At 64.5% G+C, this 20,543-nt stretch carries 18 protein-coding genes; 4 read left to right on the top strand and 14 right to left on the bottom strand.

Translation table 11 applies throughout. The features are described 5' to 3' along the window. Positions 1-50 precede the first annotated feature (50 nt). The 9 genes from olsA to AC07FD_RS20020 all read right to left on the bottom strand — a co-directional run bounded on the left by olsA (position 51) and on the right by AC07FD_RS20020 (position 8,206). Positions 51-851, bottom strand: a complete 801-nt coding sequence (olsA, locus tag AC07FD_RS20060; RefSeq protein WP_478351263.1) for a lyso-ornithine lipid O-acyltransferase — start codon at positions 849-851, stop codon at positions 51-53. A gap of 85 nt (positions 852-936) precedes the next feature. Next, positions 937-1,431 (bottom strand): ribosomal protein S18-alanine N-acetyltransferase, encoded by a 495-nt coding sequence (gene rimI, locus AC07FD_RS20055; RefSeq protein ID WP_478351262.1) that lies wholly within the window; start codon positions 1,429-1,431, stop codon positions 937-939. Next, positions 1,431-2,108: a tRNA (adenosine(37)-N6)-threonylcarbamoyltransferase complex dimerization subunit type 1 TsaB gene (tsaB, locus tag AC07FD_RS20050; protein ID WP_478351261.1), complete on the bottom strand. Its 678-nt coding sequence runs from the start codon at positions 2,106-2,108 to the stop codon at positions 1,431-1,433. Before tsaB ends, rimI begins: the two co-directional genes overlap by 1 nt. A gap of 110 nt (positions 2,109-2,218) precedes the next feature. Further along, positions 2,219-3,325 carry a DUF1513 domain-containing protein gene (locus tag AC07FD_RS20045; protein WP_478351260.1) on the bottom strand — a complete coding sequence of 369 codons (1,107 nt, stop codon included), beginning with the start codon at positions 3,323-3,325 and terminating at the stop codon, positions 2,219-2,221. A gap of 61 nt (positions 3,326-3,386) precedes the next feature. Then, the gene (locus tag AC07FD_RS20040; protein WP_478351259.1) at positions 3,387-4,466 is read right to left on the bottom strand and encodes an imelysin family protein; all 1,080 of its coding nucleotides are present in this window, start codon (positions 4,464-4,466) and stop codon (positions 3,387-3,389) included. After that, on the bottom strand, positions 4,466-6,067 hold the full coding sequence (locus AC07FD_RS20035) for a di-heme oxidoreductase family protein (protein ID WP_478351258.1): 1,602 nt from the start codon (positions 6,065-6,067) through the stop codon (positions 4,466-4,468). Before AC07FD_RS20035 ends, AC07FD_RS20040 begins: the two co-directional genes overlap by 1 nt. A 12-nt stretch (positions 6,068-6,079) precedes the next feature. Then, a complete protein-coding gene (bfr, locus tag AC07FD_RS20030) occupies positions 6,080-6,565 on the bottom strand; it encodes a bacterioferritin (protein ID WP_478351257.1) in 486 nt (161 codons plus the stop codon). Then, positions 6,531-6,842 carry a (2Fe-2S)-binding protein gene (locus AC07FD_RS20025; protein WP_457152880.1) on the bottom strand — a complete coding sequence of 104 codons (312 nt, stop codon included), beginning with the start codon at positions 6,840-6,842 and terminating at the stop codon, positions 6,531-6,533. Before AC07FD_RS20025 ends, bfr begins: the two co-directional genes overlap by 35 nt. A 71-nt stretch (positions 6,843-6,913) precedes the next feature. Beyond that, on the bottom strand, positions 6,914-8,206 hold the full coding sequence (locus tag AC07FD_RS20020) for an imelysin family protein (RefSeq protein WP_478351266.1): 1,293 nt from the start codon (positions 8,204-8,206) through the stop codon (positions 6,914-6,916). Positions 8,207-8,657: 451 nt separating this feature from the next. Here AC07FD_RS20020 and AC07FD_RS20015 point away from each other — a divergent pair, with 451 nt between their 5' ends. Continuing rightward, the gene (locus AC07FD_RS20015) at positions 8,658-9,911 is read left to right on the top strand and encodes an NAD(P)/FAD-dependent oxidoreductase (RefSeq protein ID WP_478351256.1); all 1,254 of its coding nucleotides are present in this window, start codon (positions 8,658-8,660) and stop codon (positions 9,909-9,911) included. Positions 9,912-9,941: 30 nt separating this feature from the next. Here AC07FD_RS20015 and AC07FD_RS20010 read toward each other — a convergent pair whose 3' ends face one another. Beyond that, positions 9,942-11,219 (bottom strand): 4-aminobutyrate--2-oxoglutarate transaminase, encoded by a 1,278-nt coding sequence (locus tag AC07FD_RS20010; protein WP_478351255.1) that lies wholly within the window; start codon positions 11,217-11,219, stop codon positions 9,942-9,944. Positions 11,220-11,458: 239 nt separating this feature from the next. Here AC07FD_RS20010 and AC07FD_RS20005 point away from each other — a divergent pair, with 239 nt between their 5' ends. The 3 genes from AC07FD_RS20005 to AC07FD_RS19995 are packed head-to-tail and all read left to right on the top strand — an operon-like array spanning position 11,459 to position 16,766. Then, positions 11,459-12,592 carry an efflux RND transporter periplasmic adaptor subunit gene (locus AC07FD_RS20005; RefSeq protein WP_478351254.1) on the top strand — a complete coding sequence of 378 codons (1,134 nt, stop codon included), beginning with the start codon at positions 11,459-11,461 and terminating at the stop codon, positions 12,590-12,592. Beyond that, complete coding sequence (locus tag AC07FD_RS20000; protein ID WP_478351253.1) at positions 12,589-13,665, top strand: efflux RND transporter periplasmic adaptor subunit; 1,077 nt, start codon at positions 12,589-12,591, stop codon at positions 13,663-13,665. Before AC07FD_RS20005 ends, AC07FD_RS20000 begins: the two co-directional genes overlap by 4 nt. Beyond that, entirely contained in the window at positions 13,665-16,766 is a 3,102-nt protein-coding gene (locus AC07FD_RS19995) for an efflux RND transporter permease subunit (RefSeq protein WP_478351252.1), read from the top strand. The genes AC07FD_RS20000 and AC07FD_RS19995 overlap by 1 nt, the downstream gene beginning before the upstream one ends. Before the next feature lie 218 nt (positions 16,767-16,984). Here AC07FD_RS19995 and AC07FD_RS19990 read toward each other — a convergent pair whose 3' ends face one another. From AC07FD_RS19990 to AC07FD_RS19975, 4 genes are read right to left on the bottom strand one after another with little or no spacing between them, the layout of a single operon-like run. After that, positions 16,985-17,731, bottom strand: a complete 747-nt coding sequence (locus AC07FD_RS19990) for an ABC transporter ATP-binding protein (RefSeq protein WP_478351251.1) — start codon at positions 17,729-17,731, stop codon at positions 16,985-16,987. Next, the gene (locus AC07FD_RS19985) at positions 17,728-18,561 is read right to left on the bottom strand and encodes an ABC transporter ATP-binding protein (protein ID WP_478351250.1); all 834 of its coding nucleotides are present in this window, start codon (positions 18,559-18,561) and stop codon (positions 17,728-17,730) included. The genes AC07FD_RS19990 and AC07FD_RS19985 overlap by 4 nt, the downstream gene beginning before the upstream one ends. After that, positions 18,558-19,478, bottom strand: a complete 921-nt coding sequence (gene nikC / locus AC07FD_RS19980; RefSeq protein ID WP_478351249.1) for a nickel transporter permease — start codon at positions 19,476-19,478, stop codon at positions 18,558-18,560. Before nikC ends, AC07FD_RS19985 begins: the two co-directional genes overlap by 4 nt. Further along, a complete protein-coding gene (locus AC07FD_RS19975; protein WP_478351248.1) occupies positions 19,475-20,536 on the bottom strand; it encodes an ABC transporter permease in 1,062 nt (353 codons plus the stop codon). Before AC07FD_RS19975 ends, nikC begins: the two co-directional genes overlap by 4 nt. Positions 20,537-20,543: the final 7 nt, after the last annotated feature.

The raw sequence follows: 20,543 nt of genomic DNA, 5'->3' as shown, positions 1-20,543 counted from the left end.
AGGGACGGTCGAATTTGGACCCAATCCCTTCCTTGACCAACACGGATACTCTATCGGCTCGGGCGCGGATCGGCGAGTGCCGCCTGCATCATCAAGCGCACCTGGCTTTCCATCAACTTCGACGTTTCCTTGCGGTTGGAGCCCTTGGAAAAGGCGATCGGTTCGCCGAAATGCACCTCGACGTCGACTGCCCCCTCCTTCAGCAACACCTTGAGATGCGGCATCAGATCCTCATCGCCGATCCAAGCGGCAAGTGGCCGGTGCCGGCGGCCGAGCGGCACGCCGTGCAGGCGCGTGTAGGCGATCGCCACCGGCTGGATGAAGACCTGTTCGGCCGCGCCTTCTGAAATCGCCATCGATGCGGCGCCGAACAACGTGCTCTTGAAGGGCAGGACGATGTTGCCGTCGCCGGTCGATCCCTCGGCGAACAGCACCATGGCGTCGCCCTTGGCCATGCGGCTGGCGATCTCGCTGGCCTGGTCGCCGGACGAACGCTTGCGCTCGCGCTCGATGAAAACGGTGCGCTGCAGCTTCGACAGCATGCCGATCAGCGGCCAGCCTTCCATATCGGCTCTGGCGATGAACTTCACATCGACCATGGAGCCGAGCACCATGATGTCGGTCCAGGAGATGTGGTTGGACGCGACCAGCAGTGGACGTTTGTCGGACAGCGCGCCCTTGACATGGATGCGCATGCCCAGCGCCCGGACGATCAGCCTGTGCCAGATCTTGAGGATGAAGGTCTCCGGCCACCAGCCGGTCCTCATCGACAGGATCTGCAACGGCACCAGGACCACCGAACCGGCGGCGACGAGGCCCAGCGCCAGGAAGATCCTGATTTTTCCGATCATACAGTCCCGGCCCTGCCGTTACAGCGCCGCGCGTCCTTTTTGGAAGCGCTGGGGACACTATAACCCTTGGATTTGGCGCTTCTGGCTAGCGAAGATCGCGGCGCATGACAAGCGCCCCGGAAGGTCCGTGCTCGGACGACCTGTAGTAATTGGGGCGTTTGCCGACCTCGCGGAAGCCCAGCCGCCGGTAGAGGGCGATCGCCGCGACATTGGTCTCATCGACCTCGAGGAACAGCGCTTCGGCGCGCTGAGCGTGCAGTTCGCGCAGCACCGCGTCCATCAACTGCCAGCCCAGCCCCTGCCGGCGGTGCGAGCGCGCCACCGCGACGGTCAGGATCTCGCCCTCGCCGGCAGCCAGCCTGGCCAGCACGAAGCCGATCGGCGGCTTAGCGCCCTGCCCGGTTTCGCGCGCGGCATAGCCGAAGACGGTGTCCTGTTCGAGCAAGGCGGCGAATTCGCCGTCGGTCCAGGGGCGGACAAAATCCTCGCGATGCAGCAGCGAGACCGCCGGGCTGTCGGTGATCCTCAGCGGCTCGAGCGCATAGTCCCGGCGGCGTGGTTGGAGAAAAGGTATGCGCATTAGTTTTGTTGCCTTGATAGTATGAACCCAGCCTGCGGCTTGGCGTCCGCACCACGCAAATAAAGCGGTTTCGGCCTTTCGCCCTCGCCCTTCCCGGCCGCCAGGCGAGCGTATGTGAGAATGTCGGCGGTGGCCGTCTCGGGGCCGATATCGAAGGCGCGCCCTGCTGAGGCTGCGATTTGCGAAGCCGCGGTGCCTGCGAGCACCGAAGCGCTTTCCGTCGCCATGGCCACGGCACTCGCCAGTGTGGTCACAGCCGGACCGTAAGTCAAAACTGACATTTCACTGAAAAGGGCGGCATGGAGTTCCTCACGACCGGCGTCGAGCGCCGCCAGCACGGCGCGGCCAGGAAATGTCCCGGCTGCCTCGGCGGCCAGCGCCTCCAGCGTCGTCACCCCGATCGCCGGAACCTTCAGCGCCAGCGCGAGGCCGCGCGCGGTCGAGACGCCGACGCGCAGGCCGGTAAAGGAGCCGGGACCGACAGAGACGGCGATGGCGTCGAGACCGGCATAGTTGGTCGCGGCCGCCTTGAGCGCTTCGGCGACGACCGCCATCAGGTGCTCGGCATGGCCCTTGCCAAGATCAAGCACCGAGCGGCCAAGCTCCTGCTTCGCCTTGGTGTCATAGACGCAAGCGGCGCAGAGGTTGGCGGCACAGTCGATGGCAAGCAATTTCATGAAACGACCGGTTCGAGAAACCATTCCCTGTGCCCGCCATGGCCCGCCACCGCAAGGGGATAGTGCATAATTTGTTAAGCGGCTTCGCTTCGGCTTGGCCGGAAAAGTATCTATGCGGCCTGGTCGATGCGCAGCATATGGTTGTCCCAGACATAGTCCGGTTCGGAGCGTGTCGCACCGCCGCCCTCGATGATTTCGCCGGCGCCTGTGGTCGCCATGAAGCTGGTCCCGTCGGGCGCCACGCCGCAGACCTCGACCAGCGCGCTGTTCGAGACGACCCGGCCGCTCGCCGCGTCGATCACCACAAGCGAATTGCCTTCCGGCGAAGAGACGGCGACGGTGCCGGCAACCGGATTGGCGGCGACCGAACCGATATAGTTGCGGAAACCGGACAGGACGTCTTGCGGCATGTCGAGCAGTTGCAACTCCTTGCCACGCGCGGCGCGGCCGACCAGCAGCGGCCGATCGGTGCCCGGCCCCCGGTACTGGCAGCCGAACCAGACGGTGCCGGATCGATCGGTGTCCATGTGGCGGATCGACAGCTGGTGCAGTGCCGCCGGCAATTCGTGCTTCTCGATCAGGTGGCCGGTGACGCGGTCGATCAGCACATAGGACGGCTTCATGGTCGCGATGTTGAGCTCGGCGCGGCCATAGTCCGGATGGGTCTCGATGCCGCCATTGGCAACCGCAATCGTCTTGCCGTCACCCAGGAGCAGAAGCTCGTGCGGGCCCATGCCGTAGGTCGGGAATTCACTGACGCGGCTGAATTTCGCCCGCGCATCGTAGATACCGACCACACCGGCGGCATTATCGAAATCGTTCTCGGTGGCATAGAGCAAAGCGCCGTCGGCCGAGAACACGCCATGGCCGAAGAAATGCCGGCCGGTGATGCTGGCGATGGTCAGCGGCGCGTCATGGCCCGAATGATCGAAGACCACGGCAAAGGTGCCGGGCTGGCGAGCGAAGACCACCGAACGCTTCGACACCGGGTCGAAGGTGACGTCGTGGCCGCGATCGGGCAGGTCGATCGCATGCAGGACCTTGCCGGCCTCGGACAGGACAGCGGCGCCATGGCTGCCGTCGCGCTTGACGAAGGCGGTGGCGAAGACGGCGTCCGCCGCCAGCGTCTGTGTCCAGGCTGGCGGCGCCATTGCCGCGGCGAAACCAGCACCTGCGGCCCTGAGAAAATCACGGCGGTCGATCAGCGGCGTTCTCAAAACATGATCTCCCCTGGAGCATGATCTCGTCCAGAAAGTCTGCGATTTTTCGGGATCATACTCAGTCTCCGTCGAGCGACGAGAAGCCAGCGGTCAGGCCGAATTCGGCGGTCAGCCTGGTGCCTATCAGGGTCGACAGGCTGGAGGTGATCAGCGCGAAGTGATCGAGCTTTTCGCGCAGCGCCGGATCGGCAAGCGCCTTGTCGATCGGACCGCCGACCGCCCTGGCGGTGGCCACACCGTTGACCAGCTGGATATGGATCGATTCCGCCATCCAGCGCGCATCGGGCGGCAGCGCGTCGCCAAGCTTCGAGGCCTGGAACAAATCGTCTATTCCCGACAGATTGGCGGCCAGCGAATTGGTGGTGTCTTGCGATCGCCAGTAGATTGCTTGCCTGGGCTTGTCGGCTTCCGGCTTGCCGCCGAAAAAGCCCTTCAGGCGCACGTCGCGCACCATTTCCAGTTCATTGATGAAGACGCCGACCAGTTCGGTCACCGCTTCGTTGCCGTCGCGATAAAGCGCGTTCTGCGACCCCGGATTGGCCCAAAGGGCGGCAAAGCCGTCCGGCTTGTTCCAGGCGGCGCTTACCTCGCCGGCCATGGTCTCGATGTTGCCGGCAACCGCGGCGCCATAGGCACAGCGATAGGGATCGGCCTTGCCCGTCAACGCCTCGGCGCCATCGCCGTAAAGGACGAATTCCAGCGCGCCCAGCCCCTGCATGGCGACGCTCTTGCCGGCCAGCTGTGCCGGATCGGTTGCTGTCGGGTCCTTGTCGGACAGCGCCGCCTGCACCTGCTTCAGGCCGATGCTCTTGCGGTCCGGCCAAAACAGCATGCGTTCCAGCCGATTGTTCTCCTTGATCGGCCCGAACCCGATGATCTCGGCTGACGACCAGGCATCGACCGTCGCCGAAAACTGAGCCCGCGCCGCATCGAGGTCTTCTTGCGAGGGCGCGGTGCAGAGCGTGTGCATCGCCTTGGTCAAATGGCTGGCATGGTCATGCAGGCTGGCATAGGCCGGGCGGACAAAGCCGTCGACCGCCCGCTGGATGATTTCGGAGGCTTTCACAGCCGCCGACGCCGGGACCACGCCCAGCAGAGCCAGCGGCAGAACGAGAACCAGTGCAGAGCGCTTGAGCATCACAGTGACTCCAGGAATTTGAGCAGTGCATCACGGTCGGCCGCGCTGACGGCGGCAAAGCGGTCGCGCGTCTTCTGCGCCTCGCCGCCATGCCACAGGATCGCCTCGGTCAGGCTGCGCGCGCGCCCGTCATGCAGGAAGAAGGAATTGCCGTTCACCGTTTCGGTGAGACCAATGCCCCATAGTGGCGGGGTGCGCCACTCATTGCCCGTCGCCTCGCCCACGGTCTGGCCGTCGGCCAGATCCGGCCCCATGTCGTGCAGCAGGAAGTCGGAATAAGCCCAGATCAACTGGAAGGCCTGCGCCTTGTTGGGCGTGCCGCGACGGGTGACGAATTTCGGCGTGTGACAGGCAATGCAGCCTGTCTCGTAGAAGATCTTCTTGCCGGCGAGCACTTGGGGTGTGTCGAGGTCGCGGCGTGCCGGCACCGCCAGGTTCTGCGAATAGAAGGTGACGAGATCCATCACCGGCGCCGGCGCCTCGACCGGGCCGAGGCGCCGCTGCACGCCATTCGGCGTGGCCAGGCATTTTTCCTGTGCGGCGGTGCAGTCGCCCCAATGTTTCGGCTCTTCCGGCGTCGAGATGCCGATGTCGCCGGCAAAGGCATCCGCCGCCTGCTGGCGGATCGATGCGGTCTGCGCCTTCCAGCCGAAACGGCCAAGCGTCAGCTCTCCGCTCTGGCCGTCGCGCACTATGTTGGGCCTGCCGGAAATGCCGTCACCATTCCGGTCGTCCGGGTCGGCATTGGCAAGGATATCCGCCGGTGCGATCTCCTCGATCAGGCCAAGGCCGATCATCGGCGGCGTCAGGCGCGGCGACAACGTGGTGCGCGGATCAAGCGACCCATAGCCGGGATCGATGACCGAATAGCTGGGTTTGCGCAGCGAAATCACGGTGCCGTCCGCCAGCGTCACCTGCCGTTCCTGATAGTCGACATGCATCCTGCCTTCGCCGCGCAGGCCAGGCACGGCCAGCTCCTGTAATTGCGTGCCGTAGACCGGGTCGGGAAAATTGAGCAGCCTGTGGTCGGCAAGCGCTGCCTTATCTTCTGCGCTGCTTGCCTCGCGGGCCAGCCGCAGGAACATCGACGTGGTGCCGACGTCGCCTTGCGGCGGGCGGCCGCGGCCATCCTTCAGATGGCAGTTCTGGCAGGCGCGTTCATTGAACAGCGGACCGAGCCCGTCCGAAGCCTGCGTCGAGGATGGCGACGACACCCAGTTCTTGCGGAACAGGGCGTTGCCGAGCTTGAAGTTACCCTCTTCCTCGAAGGTGATGTTGGCCGAGGGTTGCGAGAAGGAATCGCGGCTGACGTCCTTCCTGGACGTGCCGGCGCCACCTTGCATCCGTTCGAACTGCTCGGGCTTGGAAAAATCCGACGTCGGCCTGGTGATGGCTGTGACGCGCGCCTGATCCTTCGGATTGAGGTCGTTGCGCGTGGTGGCGAGGCCGGCGGTCTGAAGGTCGCCGGCAATCGCTGAAGAGGTGAGCGTTACCACGAGGACGACGCAGCGCCCGCGCGCCGATCCGCGTGGCGTTTTGTATCGAGGCGGCGAGCCATTGGCCCGCCGCAAGCGGCGCACGAATTCTAGCAGGCGCCGCATTCCCGCATGTCCTTAGTCCGCCTCGTCCGCCGATGCGGCGTTGAGCTGGCCGTATTTTTCCTCGCCGATCGAAGCAAGCAGGTCGAGCTGCGTCTCGAGGAAGTCGATGTGACCCTCCTCATCGGACAGCAATTCCTCAAACAGCTTCATCGACACGTAATCGCCCGCTTCCTCGCAGATCTCACGCGAGCGCTTGTAGGCGGTACGCGCGTCATATTCGCCGGCAAGGTCGGATTCGAGCACTTCCTTGACGTTCTGCCCGATGCGCAACGGCGCCACGGATTGCAGGTTCGGATGGCCTTCAAGGAAGATGATGCGGGCCACGAGCCGGTCGGCATGGTGCATCTCCTCGATCGATTCCGCCCGCTCCTTCTTCGCCAGTTTGGCGTATCCCCAGTCCTCCAGCAGGCGGAAATGCACCCAATACTGGTTGAGGGCGCCGAGCTCCAGAAACAGAGCCCCGTTAAGCCGCTCGATGATCTGCGGTTCGCCTTTCATGGATTCTGCTCCCATATTGGACGCGCAGGCCTCTGACGCGGTCCAGGTGTGAAACGATGTCCACCCCACTCGCCTCCGAGCGGGCGTGGTAATTTTCGGTGACCCGAATGATCGTTTCGACCACATTTGGGAAGCAGCCGCAACAGCGACCGCGCTTTTGCATGGTGTGATAAACCTTCGCCGGCACGATCAGTTGCCAGGGATCCTGATCCAGCAGCCCGATGATCGTCTGCTCGATTTCCCTCTCGGTGATGATGTTGCAATGGCAGATCAGCATTTGGCGGCTCGGATGGCTGACGGCGCCTCCCGCGCCGTGTGGCTTGATTTCTTACCGGGGCCTGTCGACGCTTACTTGAACACCTTGTCCGGCGCGTCGAGACTGTCGGAACCCTCGAAGGCGATGGCATTGAGCTTCAGGGTGCCGACGGCGCGTTCGATCGACTTGGTCTGGTCGATCAGCGCGTCGATCGCCGCCTGCACGGTGGCGTTGCCTTCCGTGTTGCCCTCGGCGATCTGCTGGTCATAGGCCTCGCCGGCCAGTGCCCGCGCCTTGATCGCCTCCATCTTGGCAACGGTGAAATCGAGCTTGCCCGACAGTTCCTTGTCGATCGCCGGATCGGCCGCCTTCACCATATCGGCCACCGAAGGTCCCGAGACGACGGTGCCGTCGAGCCTGGTATAGCTGGCATGGTAGGCGGCGCGAATGCCGATGGCGTCGTAGAGATGGGAGTTGTAGGTGTTGTCGGAAAAGCAGTCCTGCTCTTCTTCCGGATCGTGCAGCAAAAGGCCGAGCTTCATGCGTTCGCCGGCCAGTTCACCATAGGACAGCGAGCCCATGCCGGTGAAGATGATCGAGATGGCGGTGTTCGGCTCGCCGTCGACGAGGCTCTTGCGTGCGGCGCCGCCTTCCTTCCAGTCGTTGACCATCTTCTGCAGGTCGGAGACCAGAAGGTCGCTCGCCGACTTCAGATACTGGGCGCGGCGGTCGCAATTACCGCCGGTGCAGTTCTTGAGATCGTAGTCGGTATAGGGGCGTTCGCCGGCGCCCGGACCGGTGCCGTGCAGGTCCTGGCCCCAGAGCATGAACTCGATGGCGTGATAGCCGGTGGCGACATTGGCCTCGATGCCGCCGGCTTGCTGCAGCGTGCCGGAGAGGAATTCCGGCGTCAGGTTCGAGGCATCGACCTTCTTGCCGTTGATATCGATCTCCTTGTTGGCGATCACATTGGCCGTATAGAGCGAATTCGCATCCGATTCGGTGCCATAGCTCTTGGCGACATAGTCGATCAGCCCTTCGTCCAGCGGCCAGGAATTCACCTCGCCTTCCCAGTCGTCGACGATCTTGTTGCCGAAACGGTAGACTTCGGTCTGCTGGTAGGGGACGCGCGCCGCTTTCCAGGCGTCGCGGGCGGCGTAGAGGGTTTCCGCCGATGGATTGGCAAGCAGGGCGTCGACTGCCTTGTCGAGCGCCTGCGCGGTGGTCAGCGAATCCTGGTATTTGGCGAGCCCGATGTCGGCATAGGTCTTGATGACCGCCTTCGCATCGGTTTCGGCCTTGGCCGGCAGCACGAACACCGCCGCCGTCAGCAGGGCCGTGGCGCCGATCGCGGCGAACCTGCCGCCATACCGTGCCGTTATCATCGCTCTCATGACTGTCATCTCCTCAGGAATTCACTGAAATATGGGCGCGGCAAGGGGCGGCCTGCACAAGTCAGGCAGGGCAACGCCATCCGGCAAAAAAAAGGCCACGACAAGACGTGGTCTGTGGAAGAAAGACACCGAAATGCCTCCAATCGAAAGGGTTCAAGGCCCAGACATCAAAGGGATGCGCCAATGCGCGAGCCTCCATAAAGCTTCGACGTTGGTGGAAGTCAATTAAAATCGACGGGAAAAACCAATTGAAACAATAGTTTAGAATTATTCTAAACTACGAAAGTCAACTTTATGCCCTTGCCTACACCAAGGTCTTGCCGTTGAACGGTGCGATTGACAGCCGCCATTCCGGGTGCGACCCGCAAAAGCTCCCTTGCGGCGGTGCCAGACAATTGCCACTTGGCGGGACATCCTAGAATTGAACCGGGATTGGAATGCGATGAAGAACGGTGTGGTCATTGTCGGCGCGGGTCATGCGGGCGTGCAAGCGGCCGCGAGTCTGCGCGAGGAGGGCTATGACGGACCGGTGATCCTCGTCGGTGACGAGAACGAATTGCCGTACCACAAGCCGCCGCTGTCGAAGACCTTCATCAAGGATGCCGGGGCCAAACCGCAACCCTTACGCGGCGAGGCTTTTTACACCGGTAGCGCCATCGACTACCGGCCGGGCATCAGGATCGACCACATCGATGCCGGCCGTCGCAGCCTGGACATCGCCGGCGGCGGCGCGCTTGCCTTCGATCGCCTGATCCTGGCGACCGGCTCACGCCCGCGCATTCTGCCGCTGGCCGGTTCGGATCTTTCCGGCGTGGTGTCGCTGCGCTCGCTGGCCGATGCGCGGCTGATCCGCGAGCTCAGCGCGCAGAGCGACGATGTCGTTATCCTCGGCGGCGGCTTCATCGGATTGGAGATCGCCGCCACGTTGCGGGCCGCCGGCCGCACGGTGACGGTGGTCGAAGCGGTCGACCGGCTGCTCGCCCGTGCCGTGGCGCCGGTCGTGGCGAGCCATGTCCGTCAAAGGCTGGAAGCGATCGGTGTGAACATCCTCACCGGCACCTCGATTGCAAGGCTCGAAGGCGAAAACGGCCATGTCTCGGCCGCGATCACCTCAACCGGTGAAAGGCTGCCAGCACGCATGGTCATCGTCGGCATCGGCGCCGTGCCGAATGTCGAGCTGGCGCAGGAAGCCGGCCTCGCTGTCGCCAACGGCATCCACGTCGATCACCAGATGCGCAGCTCGGCGCCAGAAATCCTCGCCATTGGCGATGCCGCCTCTTACCGGCACTGGTTCACAGGCGGCGACGTGCGGCTGGAATCGGTGCAGAACGCCACCGACCAGGCGCGGCTCGCCGCACGCACCATTACCGGCCATGCGGACGCCTATTCGGCGGTGCCGTGGTTCTGGTCCGACATCGGCGACATGAAGCTGCAGATGGTCGGCCTGACCGCCGGCGGCGACAGCCATGTCGTGCTGGGCGACCTGCCCGACAACAAGTTCTCGATCTACCACTACGCCGGAGACCGGCTGCTCGGCATCGAATCGGTCAACCGGCCCGGCGACCACATGCTCGGCCGCAAAATGCTCGGCGCCGGCTTCTCGCCGACGCCGCAGACGATTGCGGCTGGCCCCGAAGGCCTGAAGGCGGCGCTGGCCGCTTTCCTTGAGGGTGAACCAGCCAGAGCGGCTGGTTAATTCCGGGCCTCCGGGCCGGCGCCTCGTCGATCAGGCAGCGCAGACTTCGCGGATCGAGCTTTCCAGAATGTCGAGCGCCTCGTTCATGACGCCGTCCTGGATGGTGATCGGCGCCAGGAAGCGGATGACATTGCCATAGACGCCGCACGTCAGCAGGATCAGCCCCTTGTCGAGCGCCTTCAGCCTGATCGCATTGGCGATCTCGGCCGACGGCAGGCCTTTCTTGACGTCGTTGAACTCGACGGCGTTCATGAAACCGAGGCCTCTGATATCGACGATCTCGGGCACGTCGTCGCGGATCGACTGCAGCCGCTGCTTCAACCGTGCACCCAGCGTGTTGGCGCGGTCGCAAAGCTTCTCCTCGTCGATCACGTCGAGCACGGCGTGCGCTGCGGCGACACCGATCGGGCTGCCGCCATAGGTGCCGCCGAGCCCGCCGGGGCCGGGCGCATCCATGATCTCGGCACGGCCGGTGACCGCGGCCAGCGGGAAGCCGCCGGCCAGGCTTTTCGCCATGGTGGTGATGTCGGGCGCCACCTCATGGTGATCCATGGCAAACATCTTGCCGGTGCGGGCAAAGCCGGTCTGCACTTCGTCGGCAATCAAAAGCATGCCGTGCTGGTCGCAGAGCTTGCGCAGCGCGGTCAGGAACTCACGCGGCGCGTCGTAGAAGCCACCCTCGCCCTGCACCGGCTCGATGATGATGGCGGCGACGCGGGCCGGATCGACATCGGCCTTGAACAACCGGTCGAGTGCGGCCAGCGAATCGGCGATCGACACACCATGCAGCGGCACCGGGAATGGCGCATGGTAGACGTCGCCCGGCATGGCGCCGAAGCCGACCTTGTAGGGCACGACCTTGCCGGTCAGCGCCATGCCCATGAAGGTGCGGCCGTGGAAGCCGCCGGCGAAGGCGATGACCGCCTGGCGGCCGGTGGCGTTGCGGGCGATCTTGATGGCGTTCTCGACCGCCTCGGCGCCGGTGGTGACGAAGATCGTCTTCTTCTCGAACTTGCCGGGCAGCATGCCGTTCAGCCGTTCGGCCAAGCGCACATAGCTCTCATAGGGCACCACCTGGTGACAGGTGTGGGTGAAGCGGTCGAGCTGCGCCTTGACCGCTTCGATCACCTTGGGATGGCGATGACCGGTGTTGACGACGGCGATGCCCGACGAGAAGTCGATGTAGCGGCGGCCCTCGACATCCCAGATCTCCGAGTTTTCAGCCCGGTCCGCGTAGATTTGCGTGGTCATGCCGACGCCGCGCGAGATCGACTGGTTCTTGCGTTCGGAAATTGCTGAATTCTTCATGGGATCCTCATCGGGCCGGCGCCCGTTCTTGTTTGATGTCGCTGACACGTCTTCTGACCTTATTTCACGTTTTCCTCAAGTCGGCACCGTCAACAGGCGATTGGGCCTGCCGCCGGGCGCCGCCTTGACCAGTCGACCGATGCGCGTACGAGAGAGGTTCCCTTTTCATCGGGATCGATTATCTTTGGACGGCCCTCGAGGCTCCGCGGTGGGAGCGTCCTACGCAGGCAGGGGAAGCCATGAGCAGGAACGCGAAATCGTCCGCCTTGCAACCATTGCTCCCCAGCCCTTTGCCGTACCGAAACACCTCAATCCTTGCCTGTGCGATGGCGAGCCTGCTGCTGGCCGGCTGCCAGAAGCAGGAGGCAGCCGAACACAGGCTGCCGGTGATGGTGCGCACCGAGACAGTGGCGATCGCAGACTTTTCGCCAAGGACCTCGTTGACCGGCGTGATCGCGGCGCGCACGCTGAACAATCTGTCGTTCCGGGTGGGTGGCCGCGTCGCCGAGCGGCTGGTCGATGTCGGCCAGCATGTCGCTCAAGGTGCCGTGCTCGCCCGCATCGACCCGCATGAGCAGGAATCCGATTTGCGATCGGCACAGGCCGACCTTGACGCCGCGCAGGCACAGCTAGCCCAGTCCGCCGCCACCTTCGAGCGGCAGAAGACGCTGCTTGCCCAGGGTTTTACCACGAGGCGCGACTATGACGCCGCCGATCAGGCGCTGAAGGTGGCGCAAGGTAGTGTCGATGCCGCGCAGAGCGTACTCACCAACGCCCGGCAGGACCTGTCCTTCACCGAGCTCAAGGCGGGTGCCGCCGGCGTCATCACCGCCCGCCAGGTCGAAACCGGACAGGTGGTGCAGGCGGCGCAGACCGTCTTCACCGTCGCCGAGGACGGCGATCGCGACGCGGTGTTCAATGTCCAGGAAACATTGGTCGCCAAAACGGCGCCATCGCCGGCGGTGACGATCACGCTGTTGTCCGACCCGCAGGTGAAGGCCGTGGGCAACGTGCGCGAAGTCTCGCCAGCGGTGGATCCGGCTTCGGGCTCGATCCGGGTCAAGGTCGCCATTCCCGACACGCCAGCCGGCATGCCACTGGGAGCGGCTGTCATCGGCTCGGTCAGCGCCAGTCCGACGAAGGCTATCCTGTTGCCCTGGCAGGCGCTGACCTCCACTGCCGGCAAACCGGCTGTCTGGATCGTCGACCCCTCGACCAAGGCGGTTGCGACGGCGCCGGTCGAGGTGCTGGCGTTCGAATCGGGCACGGTCGTCATCGCCAGCGGCCTGAACGAAGGCCAAAGCGTCGTTACGGCAGGCGGGCAGTTGCTCAGTCCCGGGCAAACGGTCGAGATATCGGGAGCGGGCCAATGAGAAGGCTGCCGCAGCTTATGCTTGGCCTGTTTGCACTTGGCACGCTCGTGTCCTGCTCGAAGTCCGAGGAAAGGCCGCCCGAGATCATCCGGCCGGTGCTGTCGGTGGTCATCGAGCCACGCACCACCCAGACCTTCGGCTTTGCCGGCTCGGTCGAGCCGCAGGTCAGTGCTGACCTCGCCTTCCGCCTGCTTGGCCGGGTTGTGTCGCGCGACGTCAATGTCGGCGACATCGTCAGCAAGGGCACGACGATCGCCGCGCTCGACCCGACCGCACTGCAGCTGGCCGTCCAGGCCGCCAAGGCGGAACTCTCCAATGCCGAGGCGCAATTCTCCAACGCCGCAGCCAGCGAGGAACGCCAGCGCCAGCTGCTTGCCGCCGCCAACACCACGCAGGCGGTCTTCGATGCCGCGCAGCAGGCGAGGAAAGCGGCGGAGGCCGGCGTCGAACGGGCCAAGGCCTCACTTGCCAAATCGCAGGAGCAGCTTGGCTACGCCCGGCTGTTCTCGGATTTCGACGGCGTCGTCACCGCCACCGGCGCCGAGGTCGGGCAGACGGTCTCGCCTGGCCAGACGGTCGTCACGGTGGCGCGCTCGGACCTGCGCGAGGCGGTGGTCGACATTCCCGACCAGTTGATCGGTGACCTCACGGCCGGCACACCATTCCAGGTCATCCTGCAATCGCTGCCGACGTTCCAGACCGAGGCCAAGCTGCGCGAGATCGCGCCGCAGGCCGAAGGCTCGACCCGCACGCGGCGCGTGCGTCTGACGCTCACCGATCCGCCGCAAGCCTTCCGACTCGGCTCGACAGTGACGGCGACCCGCGTGACCAAGGTTGCGCCGACGATAGAATTGCCCATGTCGGCACTGCTTGAGAAGGACGGCGTCGACAAGGTGTGGATCGTCGATCCGCAGACATTGAGCGTTAACGCCAAAGATATCAAGGTCGCCGCCAAGGGCGCCGCTACCTTCACCGTCGCCGGAGGGCTGGAAGCCGGTATGCGCGTCGTCACCGCCGGCGTCCACAGCCTGAGCGAAGGCCAAAAGGTCAAAGTGCCGGAGGGCGGCGTCTGATGAAGGGTTTCAATCTCTCCGACTGGGCGCTCAGCCACCGCTCCATGGTCTGGTACTTCATGATGGTCTTCGTGGTGGCCGGCATCTTCTCCTACCTCAATCTCGGTCGTGAGGAAGACCCCAACTTCACCATCAAGACGATGATCATCCAGGCAAACTGGCCGGGCGCGTCGGTCAAGGAGACCGGGCAGCAGGTGACCGACCGCATAGAGAAGAAGCTCGAGGAGCTCGACAGCCTCGACTTCACCAGATCCGTCACCACCGCCGGCCAGACCGTCATCTTCGTCAACCTGAAGGACACCACCAAGGCGCGCGATGTCGTGCCGAACTGGATTCAGGTGCGCAACATGGTCAACGACATCCGTTCGCAGTTTCCGCAAGGCGTGCAGGGGCCGTTCTTCAACGACCGCTTCGGCGATGTCTTCGGCAACATCTACGCCTTCACGTCGGACGGGCTGACGCCGCGCCAGCTGCGCGACTATGTCGAGGACGCCCGCACCAAAATCCTGACCGTGCCGAATGCCGGCAAGGTCGATCTCGTTGGCGCGCAGGACGAGGCGATCTATCTCGAATTCTCGACCCGCCAGATCGCCGCCCTTGGCCTGAACCAGCAAGCGATCATTGCCAGCCTGCAAGCGCAGAACGCGATCACTCCGTCCGGTGTCATCGAGTCCGGACCGGAGCGCATCAGCGTGCGTGTCGGTGGCCAGTTCACTTCCGAAGAGAGTCTGCGTGCCATCAATCTGCGCGTCAACGACCGCTTCTTCCGGCTGAGCGACGTGGCGACGATCACGCGCGGCTATGTCGATCCGCCGACTGCGCTGTTCCGCTTCAATGGCCAGGACGCCATCGCACTCGCCATCGGCATGAAGCCCAACGCCAATCTGCTGCAGTTCGGCGACGCGCTGCACACGGAGATGAACAAGGTGCTGGCCGACCTGCCGGTCGGTGTCGGGGTGCATCTGGTCGCGGACCAGCCGGTCATCGTCGAGGAGGCCGTCTCGGGCTTCACGCGCGCGCTGTTCGAGGCGGTCGCCATCGTGCTCGCGGTGTCCTTCATCAGCCTCGGCATGCGCGCCGGCTTCGTTGTGGCGCTGTCGATCCCGCTGGTGCTGGCCATCACCTTCACGGTCATGGCCTATCTCGGCATCTCGCTGCAGCGCATTTCGCTGGGGGCGCTGATCATTGCGCTCGGCCTCCTGGTCGACGACGCGATGATCGCGGTCGAAATGATGGTGGCGCGGCTTGAGGTCGGCGACAATCTGCGCAAAGCGGCGACTTACGTCTACACATCGACTGCCTTCCCAATGCTGACCGGTACGCTGGTGACGGTCGCCGGCTTTATCCCGATCGGCCTCAACAACAGCGCCGCCGGCGAATACACCTTCACCCTGTTCGTCGTCATCGCGGTATCGCTTCTGGTATCATGGATCGTGGCCGTGCTGTTTGCACCTCTACTCGGCGTCACAATTCTTCCGGCGACGATGAAGACGAAGCACCACGACCAGCCGGGCCGCTTCACGTCACTGTTCCGGCGCGTGCTTATCGGCTCTGTGCGGTATCACTGGCTGACCATCATCGCCACGGTGCTGTTGTTTGCCGGCTCGATAGCCGGCTTTGGCCTCGTCCAGCAGCAGTTCTTTCCGCCTTCCGACCGGCCGGAGCTGATCGTCGACTGGAACCTGCCGCAGAACTCGTCGATCACCGAGACCCGGGACCAGATCGAGCGTTTCGAATGGCGCGCGCTGGCCGGCAACCCCGACATCGACCATTTCAGCTCCTATATCGGCCAGGGCGCGGTGCGCTTCCTGCTCGCCTTCGACGTGCAACCGGCCAATCCGTACTTCGGCCAGACCGTCATCGTCACCAAGAGCATCGAGGCGCGCAACCGGCTGAAGCCGCAACTGGAGAAGCTGCTGCGCGAGGAGTTCGTCGGCACCGATGCCTTCGTCAAGCCGCTCGAATTGGGGCCGCCGGTCGGCCGCCCGGTGCAGTACCGCGTCGGCGGTCCCGACATCCAGACGGTGCGCGGCCTGGCGCAGCAATTCGCCGGCCTCATCTCGACCAATCCGAAGCTTGCCGCGCCAACCTTCGACTGGAACGAGCCGCAGCGTGTGCTGAGGGTCGACGTGCTGCAGGACAAGGCGCGCCAGCTCGGCATCACCTCCTCCGATATCGCCAGCGTACTGAACAGCACGGTCGGCGGCGACACCATCACGCAGGTGCGCGACGCCACCTATCTGATCAACGTCGTGGCGCGCTCACGCGATGCCGAACGCGGCTCGATCAGCACGTTGCAGAACATGCAGCTGCCAACCAGCACCGGCGAGGCGATCCCGCTCGCGGCGGTGGCCAACTTCCGCTACGAGCTGGAGCAGCCGACGGTGTGGCGGCGTAACCGCATTCCAACGATCACCGTGCGCGCCGGATTGGTCGGCGACACGCTGCCGGCCACCGTGGTCAACGAACTGAAGCCAACCGTCGATGCCTTCATCGCCAAACTGCCGCCTGGCTATTCGGTCGAGACCGCAGGCTCGGTCGAGGAAAGCGCTAAAAGCCAGGGACCGATCGCCGCCGTCGTGCCGCTGATGCTGTTCGTCATGGCGACCATCCTGATGGTGCAGTTGCAGAGCTTCCAGCGCCTGTTCCTGGTCGTTGCCGTCGCGCCGCTCGGCCTGATCGGCGTGGTGGCCGCACTGGTGCCGAGCGGCGCGCCGCTCGGCTTCGTCGCCATCCTCGGCGTGCTGGCGCTGATCGGCATCCTGATCCGCAACTCGGTCATCCTGATCGTGCAGATCGAGGACCTCGTCACCGAAGGCAAGGGCCGCTGGGCGGCGGTGATCGAGGCGACCGAGCACCGCATGCGGCCGATCGCGCTGACGGCAGCCGCCGCCAGCCTGGCGCTGATACCGATCGCGCGCGAAGTGTTCTGGGGGCCGATGGCCTACGCCATGATGGGCGGCATCATCGCCGGCACGGCGATCACGCTATTGTTCCTGCCGGCGCTCTATGTGGCGTGGTTCCGGATCAAGGAGCCGAAACAGGGATTGGGGAGCGAGGGCGCGCACGGGGACACGGTGCCGGAAGGCGGGGCAGCCTGAGGGCAAATTGCGAGTAGTGTCGCGTTCCTTCACGCCCCCCTCTGCCCTGCCGGACATCTCCCCCTCAAGGGGGGAGATTACTCGCGCAACCGCTTTCGCCAATTACAAACGGGCGGAAGGTTGGCGAGGCAACTGAAACCGCCAATCTCCCCCCTTGAGGGGGAGATGGCTGGCAGGCCAGAGGGGGGGCGCGACGGAACTCGACGTGGAAAGATCAGCTACGCCCGCACAAATCCGTCGCTCGCCCTGAGCAGATTGCGCGTATAATCCTTCGTCACACGCCGCTCCACAAGGTCGTCCGCGCTCAGATTCTCCACCGCCTCGCCGCTTTGCATCACCATCAGCCGCCCGCACATATGGGTGATGATGGCGAGGTCGTGGCTGACCATCAGGAAGGTCAGCTTGCGGCGCCGGCGGACCTCTTCCAGAAGGTTGAGCACTTCCGCCTGCACCGAGGCGTCGAGCGCCGAGGTCGGCTCGTCGAGCAGCAGGATCGAGGGTTCGAGGATCAGGGCGCGCGCGATCGCCACGCGCTGGCGCTGGCCGCCCGACAATTGATGCGAGTAGCGGAAGCGAAAACCGTTACCGAGGCCAACCTCGTCGAGCGCCCGCTGGATGCGCTTTTCGCCGTCGGCAAAACCATGGATGGCGAGCGGTTCCTGCAGCAGGCGATCGACGGTCTGGCGCGGGTGCAGCGAGCCGTACGGATCCTGGAAGACCATCTGCACTTCGCGGTAAAAGGCCTTGTCGCGGCGAGTACCAAGTTTTTTGCCGTTGACGGTGATGCTCCCCGACGCAACCGGCGCTAGGCCGGCGATGGCTCGCAGCAGCGTCGATTTCCCGGAGCCGGATTCGCCGACCAGGCCGAAGGATTCGCCCGGCTGCACGTCGAGGCTGACGCCTTTCAGCGCGTGAAAGCGGTCGAAGATCACTCCCAGCCGGTCGACGGCAATCGCTGCTGTCATGCCGCCCACTCCGGCTTGCGGTCGAGCACCGGCAGCGGATGACGGTCAGCGCCGATCTTGGGCATGCAGTTGAGCAGGCCGCGCGTGTAGGGATGCTGGGCGCGGCCGAGTTCGGACGCCTTGAGCTGTTCGACCACCTTGCCGGCATACATGACGATGACACGGTCGCAGAAGGACGAAACCAGACGCAAATCGTGCGAGATAAAGATCAGCCCCATGCCGCGCTCGCCGACCAGCCTGTCGAGGATGCCGAGCACGTCGAGCTGCACGGTGACGTCGAGCGCCGAGGTCGGTTCGTCGGCGATCATCATTTCCGGCCCGGCGATCAGCATCATGGCGATCATGGCCCGCTGACCCATGCCGCCGGAGACCTCGTGCGGATGCAGGTCGAAGACACGGGCCGGATCGCGGATCTGCACCGCTTCCAGCATCGCCAGCGCGCGGTCGCGCGCCTCGGCCTTGCCGACTTTTTCGTGGGTGCGCAGCGTCTCGACAATCTGGCGGCCGATGCTCATCACCGGATCGAGCGAATATTTCGGATCCTGCAGGATCATGGCGATGCGTTTTCCGCGCAACGCACGGCGTTCGCGTGGCGAGACGCTGAGCAGGTCGATGCCGTCGAAGGCAAGCTTGTTCGCCGATATACGGGCCTGCGGCGGCGTGAGCCCCATGATGGCGCGGCCGGTCTGCGATTTACCGGAGCCGGACTCGCCGACAATGCCGAGCCGTTCGCGGCCGAGTGAGAAGGTGACGCCGCGCACCGCCTCGACCAGCCCGGTGCGTGTCTGGAAGGTGACGCGCAGGTCCTCGACATCGAGAAGCGTGCTCATTGGTCACCACTCCGGGGATCGAGCGCGTCGCGCAGGCCGTCGCCGAGCAGGTTGAAGCCGAGGCTGACGATCAGGATGGCGAAGCCAGGCGCACCGGCCACCCACCATTGGTCGAGCACGAAGCGGCGGCCCGACGCGATCATGGTGCCCCATTCGGGCAGCGGCGGCTGCGCGCCGAGGCCGAGGAAGCCGAGACCGGCGGCGGTCAGGATGATGCCGGCCATGTCGAGCGTCACCCGGACGATCAGCGACGAGATGCAAAGCGGCATGATGTGGCGCAGCACGATGCGGAAGGACGAGGCGCCCATCAGCTGCACCGCCTTGATGTAGTCGGAATTGCGCACGGTCAGCGTTTCGGCGCGTGCGATGCGCGCATAGGGCGGCCAGGAGGTGATGGCGATCGCGAGCACCGCATTCTCGATGCCAGGGCCAAGGGCGGCGACAAAGGCCAGCGCCAGGATCAGCTTGGGGAAGGCGAGGAAGATGTCGGTGATGCGCATCAGGATGGCATCTGTCCAGCCGCCGGCATAGCCGGCGACCGTGCCGACCAAAAGGCCAATGGGTGCGGCGATGATGGCGACCAGGATGACCACGTAGAGCGTCCATCGCGAGCCGTAGAGAATGCGCGAAAGGATATCGCGTCCAAGGTCATCGGTGCCGAACCAGTGCTCGGCGCTCGGCGCCAGCAGGCGCGAGCCCTTGAGATCGCCGAATGTCGGCGAATAGGGCGCCAGCACGCCGGCAAGGGCGGCAACGACCAGCAGGGCAATGATGATGAGCAGGCCGAGAAAAGCCAGCCGATTGGCGGAAAAGCGCCGCCACGCCACATAGGCGCGGCCGAGCCTTGCCTGCATGCGCGACGCCGGCCGCTCGCTGAGCAGCCAGTCGCGACGGCTCTGGATGGCGTCGGTGCTCATGCGGACTTCGTCCTCGGATCGAGCACGCGGTAGAGAAGGTCGGAGAGAAGGTTGATGGCGATGAACACCGAGCCGATGACAATGGTGCCGCCGAGCACGGCGTTCATGTCGGCGTTCTGCAGCGAGTTGGTGATGTAGAGGCCGATGCCCGGCCACGAGAACACGGTCTCGGTCAGCACCGAACCTTCGAGCAGCCCGGCATAGGAGAGCGCGATCACCGTCACCATCGGCACCGCGGCGTTGCGCAGCGCGTGGCCCCAGATGATGCGGGTTTCCGACAGGCCCTTGGCACGCGCCGCGACGATGTATTCCTGGGAGAGCTCGTTGAGCATGAACGAGCGCGTCATGCGGCTGATGTAGGCGAGCGAGAAATAGCCGAGCAGCGAGGCCGGCAGGATGATGTGGCGGAAGGCATCATAGAAAACATCCCACTGTCCCTGCCACAGGGAATCCAGGAGATAGAAGCCGGTGATCGGCGTGAAGGTGTATTCGTAGACGACGTCGAGCCGGGCCGGGAAGGCGACCCATTGCAGCTTGGCGTAGAACAGCACCAGCGCCAGCAGCCCGAGCCAGAAGATCGGCACGGAATAACCGATGAGGCCGATGATACGCACGATCTGGTCGATGAGGCTGCCTCGTTTAACCGCGGCCAGCACGCCAAGCGGCACGCCGAATAGCGCACCGATCAGCGTTCCCAGCGTCGCCAGTTCCGTCGTTGCCGGAAGGGCGCGGCGAATGTCGGTCATGACCGGATTGGTGGTCAGCACCGAGGTGCCGAAATCACCATGCACCGCACTTTTCACATAGATGTAGAACTGCTCGACCAGCGGCAGGTCGAGGCCCATCTCGCGGCGCGTGCGCTCGACGACATTGGCCGGCGCCCGGTCGCCGAGCACCGCCAGCACCGGGTCGATCGGGATGACACGGCCGATGAAGAAGGTGACCGCGAGAAGACCAAGATAAGTCGTGATCGCGATGACCAGGAAGCGGCCGAGCGATGATGCAAGGGTGACAGCGCGGGCGCTGCCGCGCCCGCCCTCGTTTTCAATCGCGCTCATGCCGCGC

It is taken from the genome of Mesorhizobium waitakense (assembly GCF_056431085.1).
The sequence above is the reverse complement of the archived record's forward strand: the minus strand, read 5'-3'. Positions and strand labels throughout refer to the sequence as shown.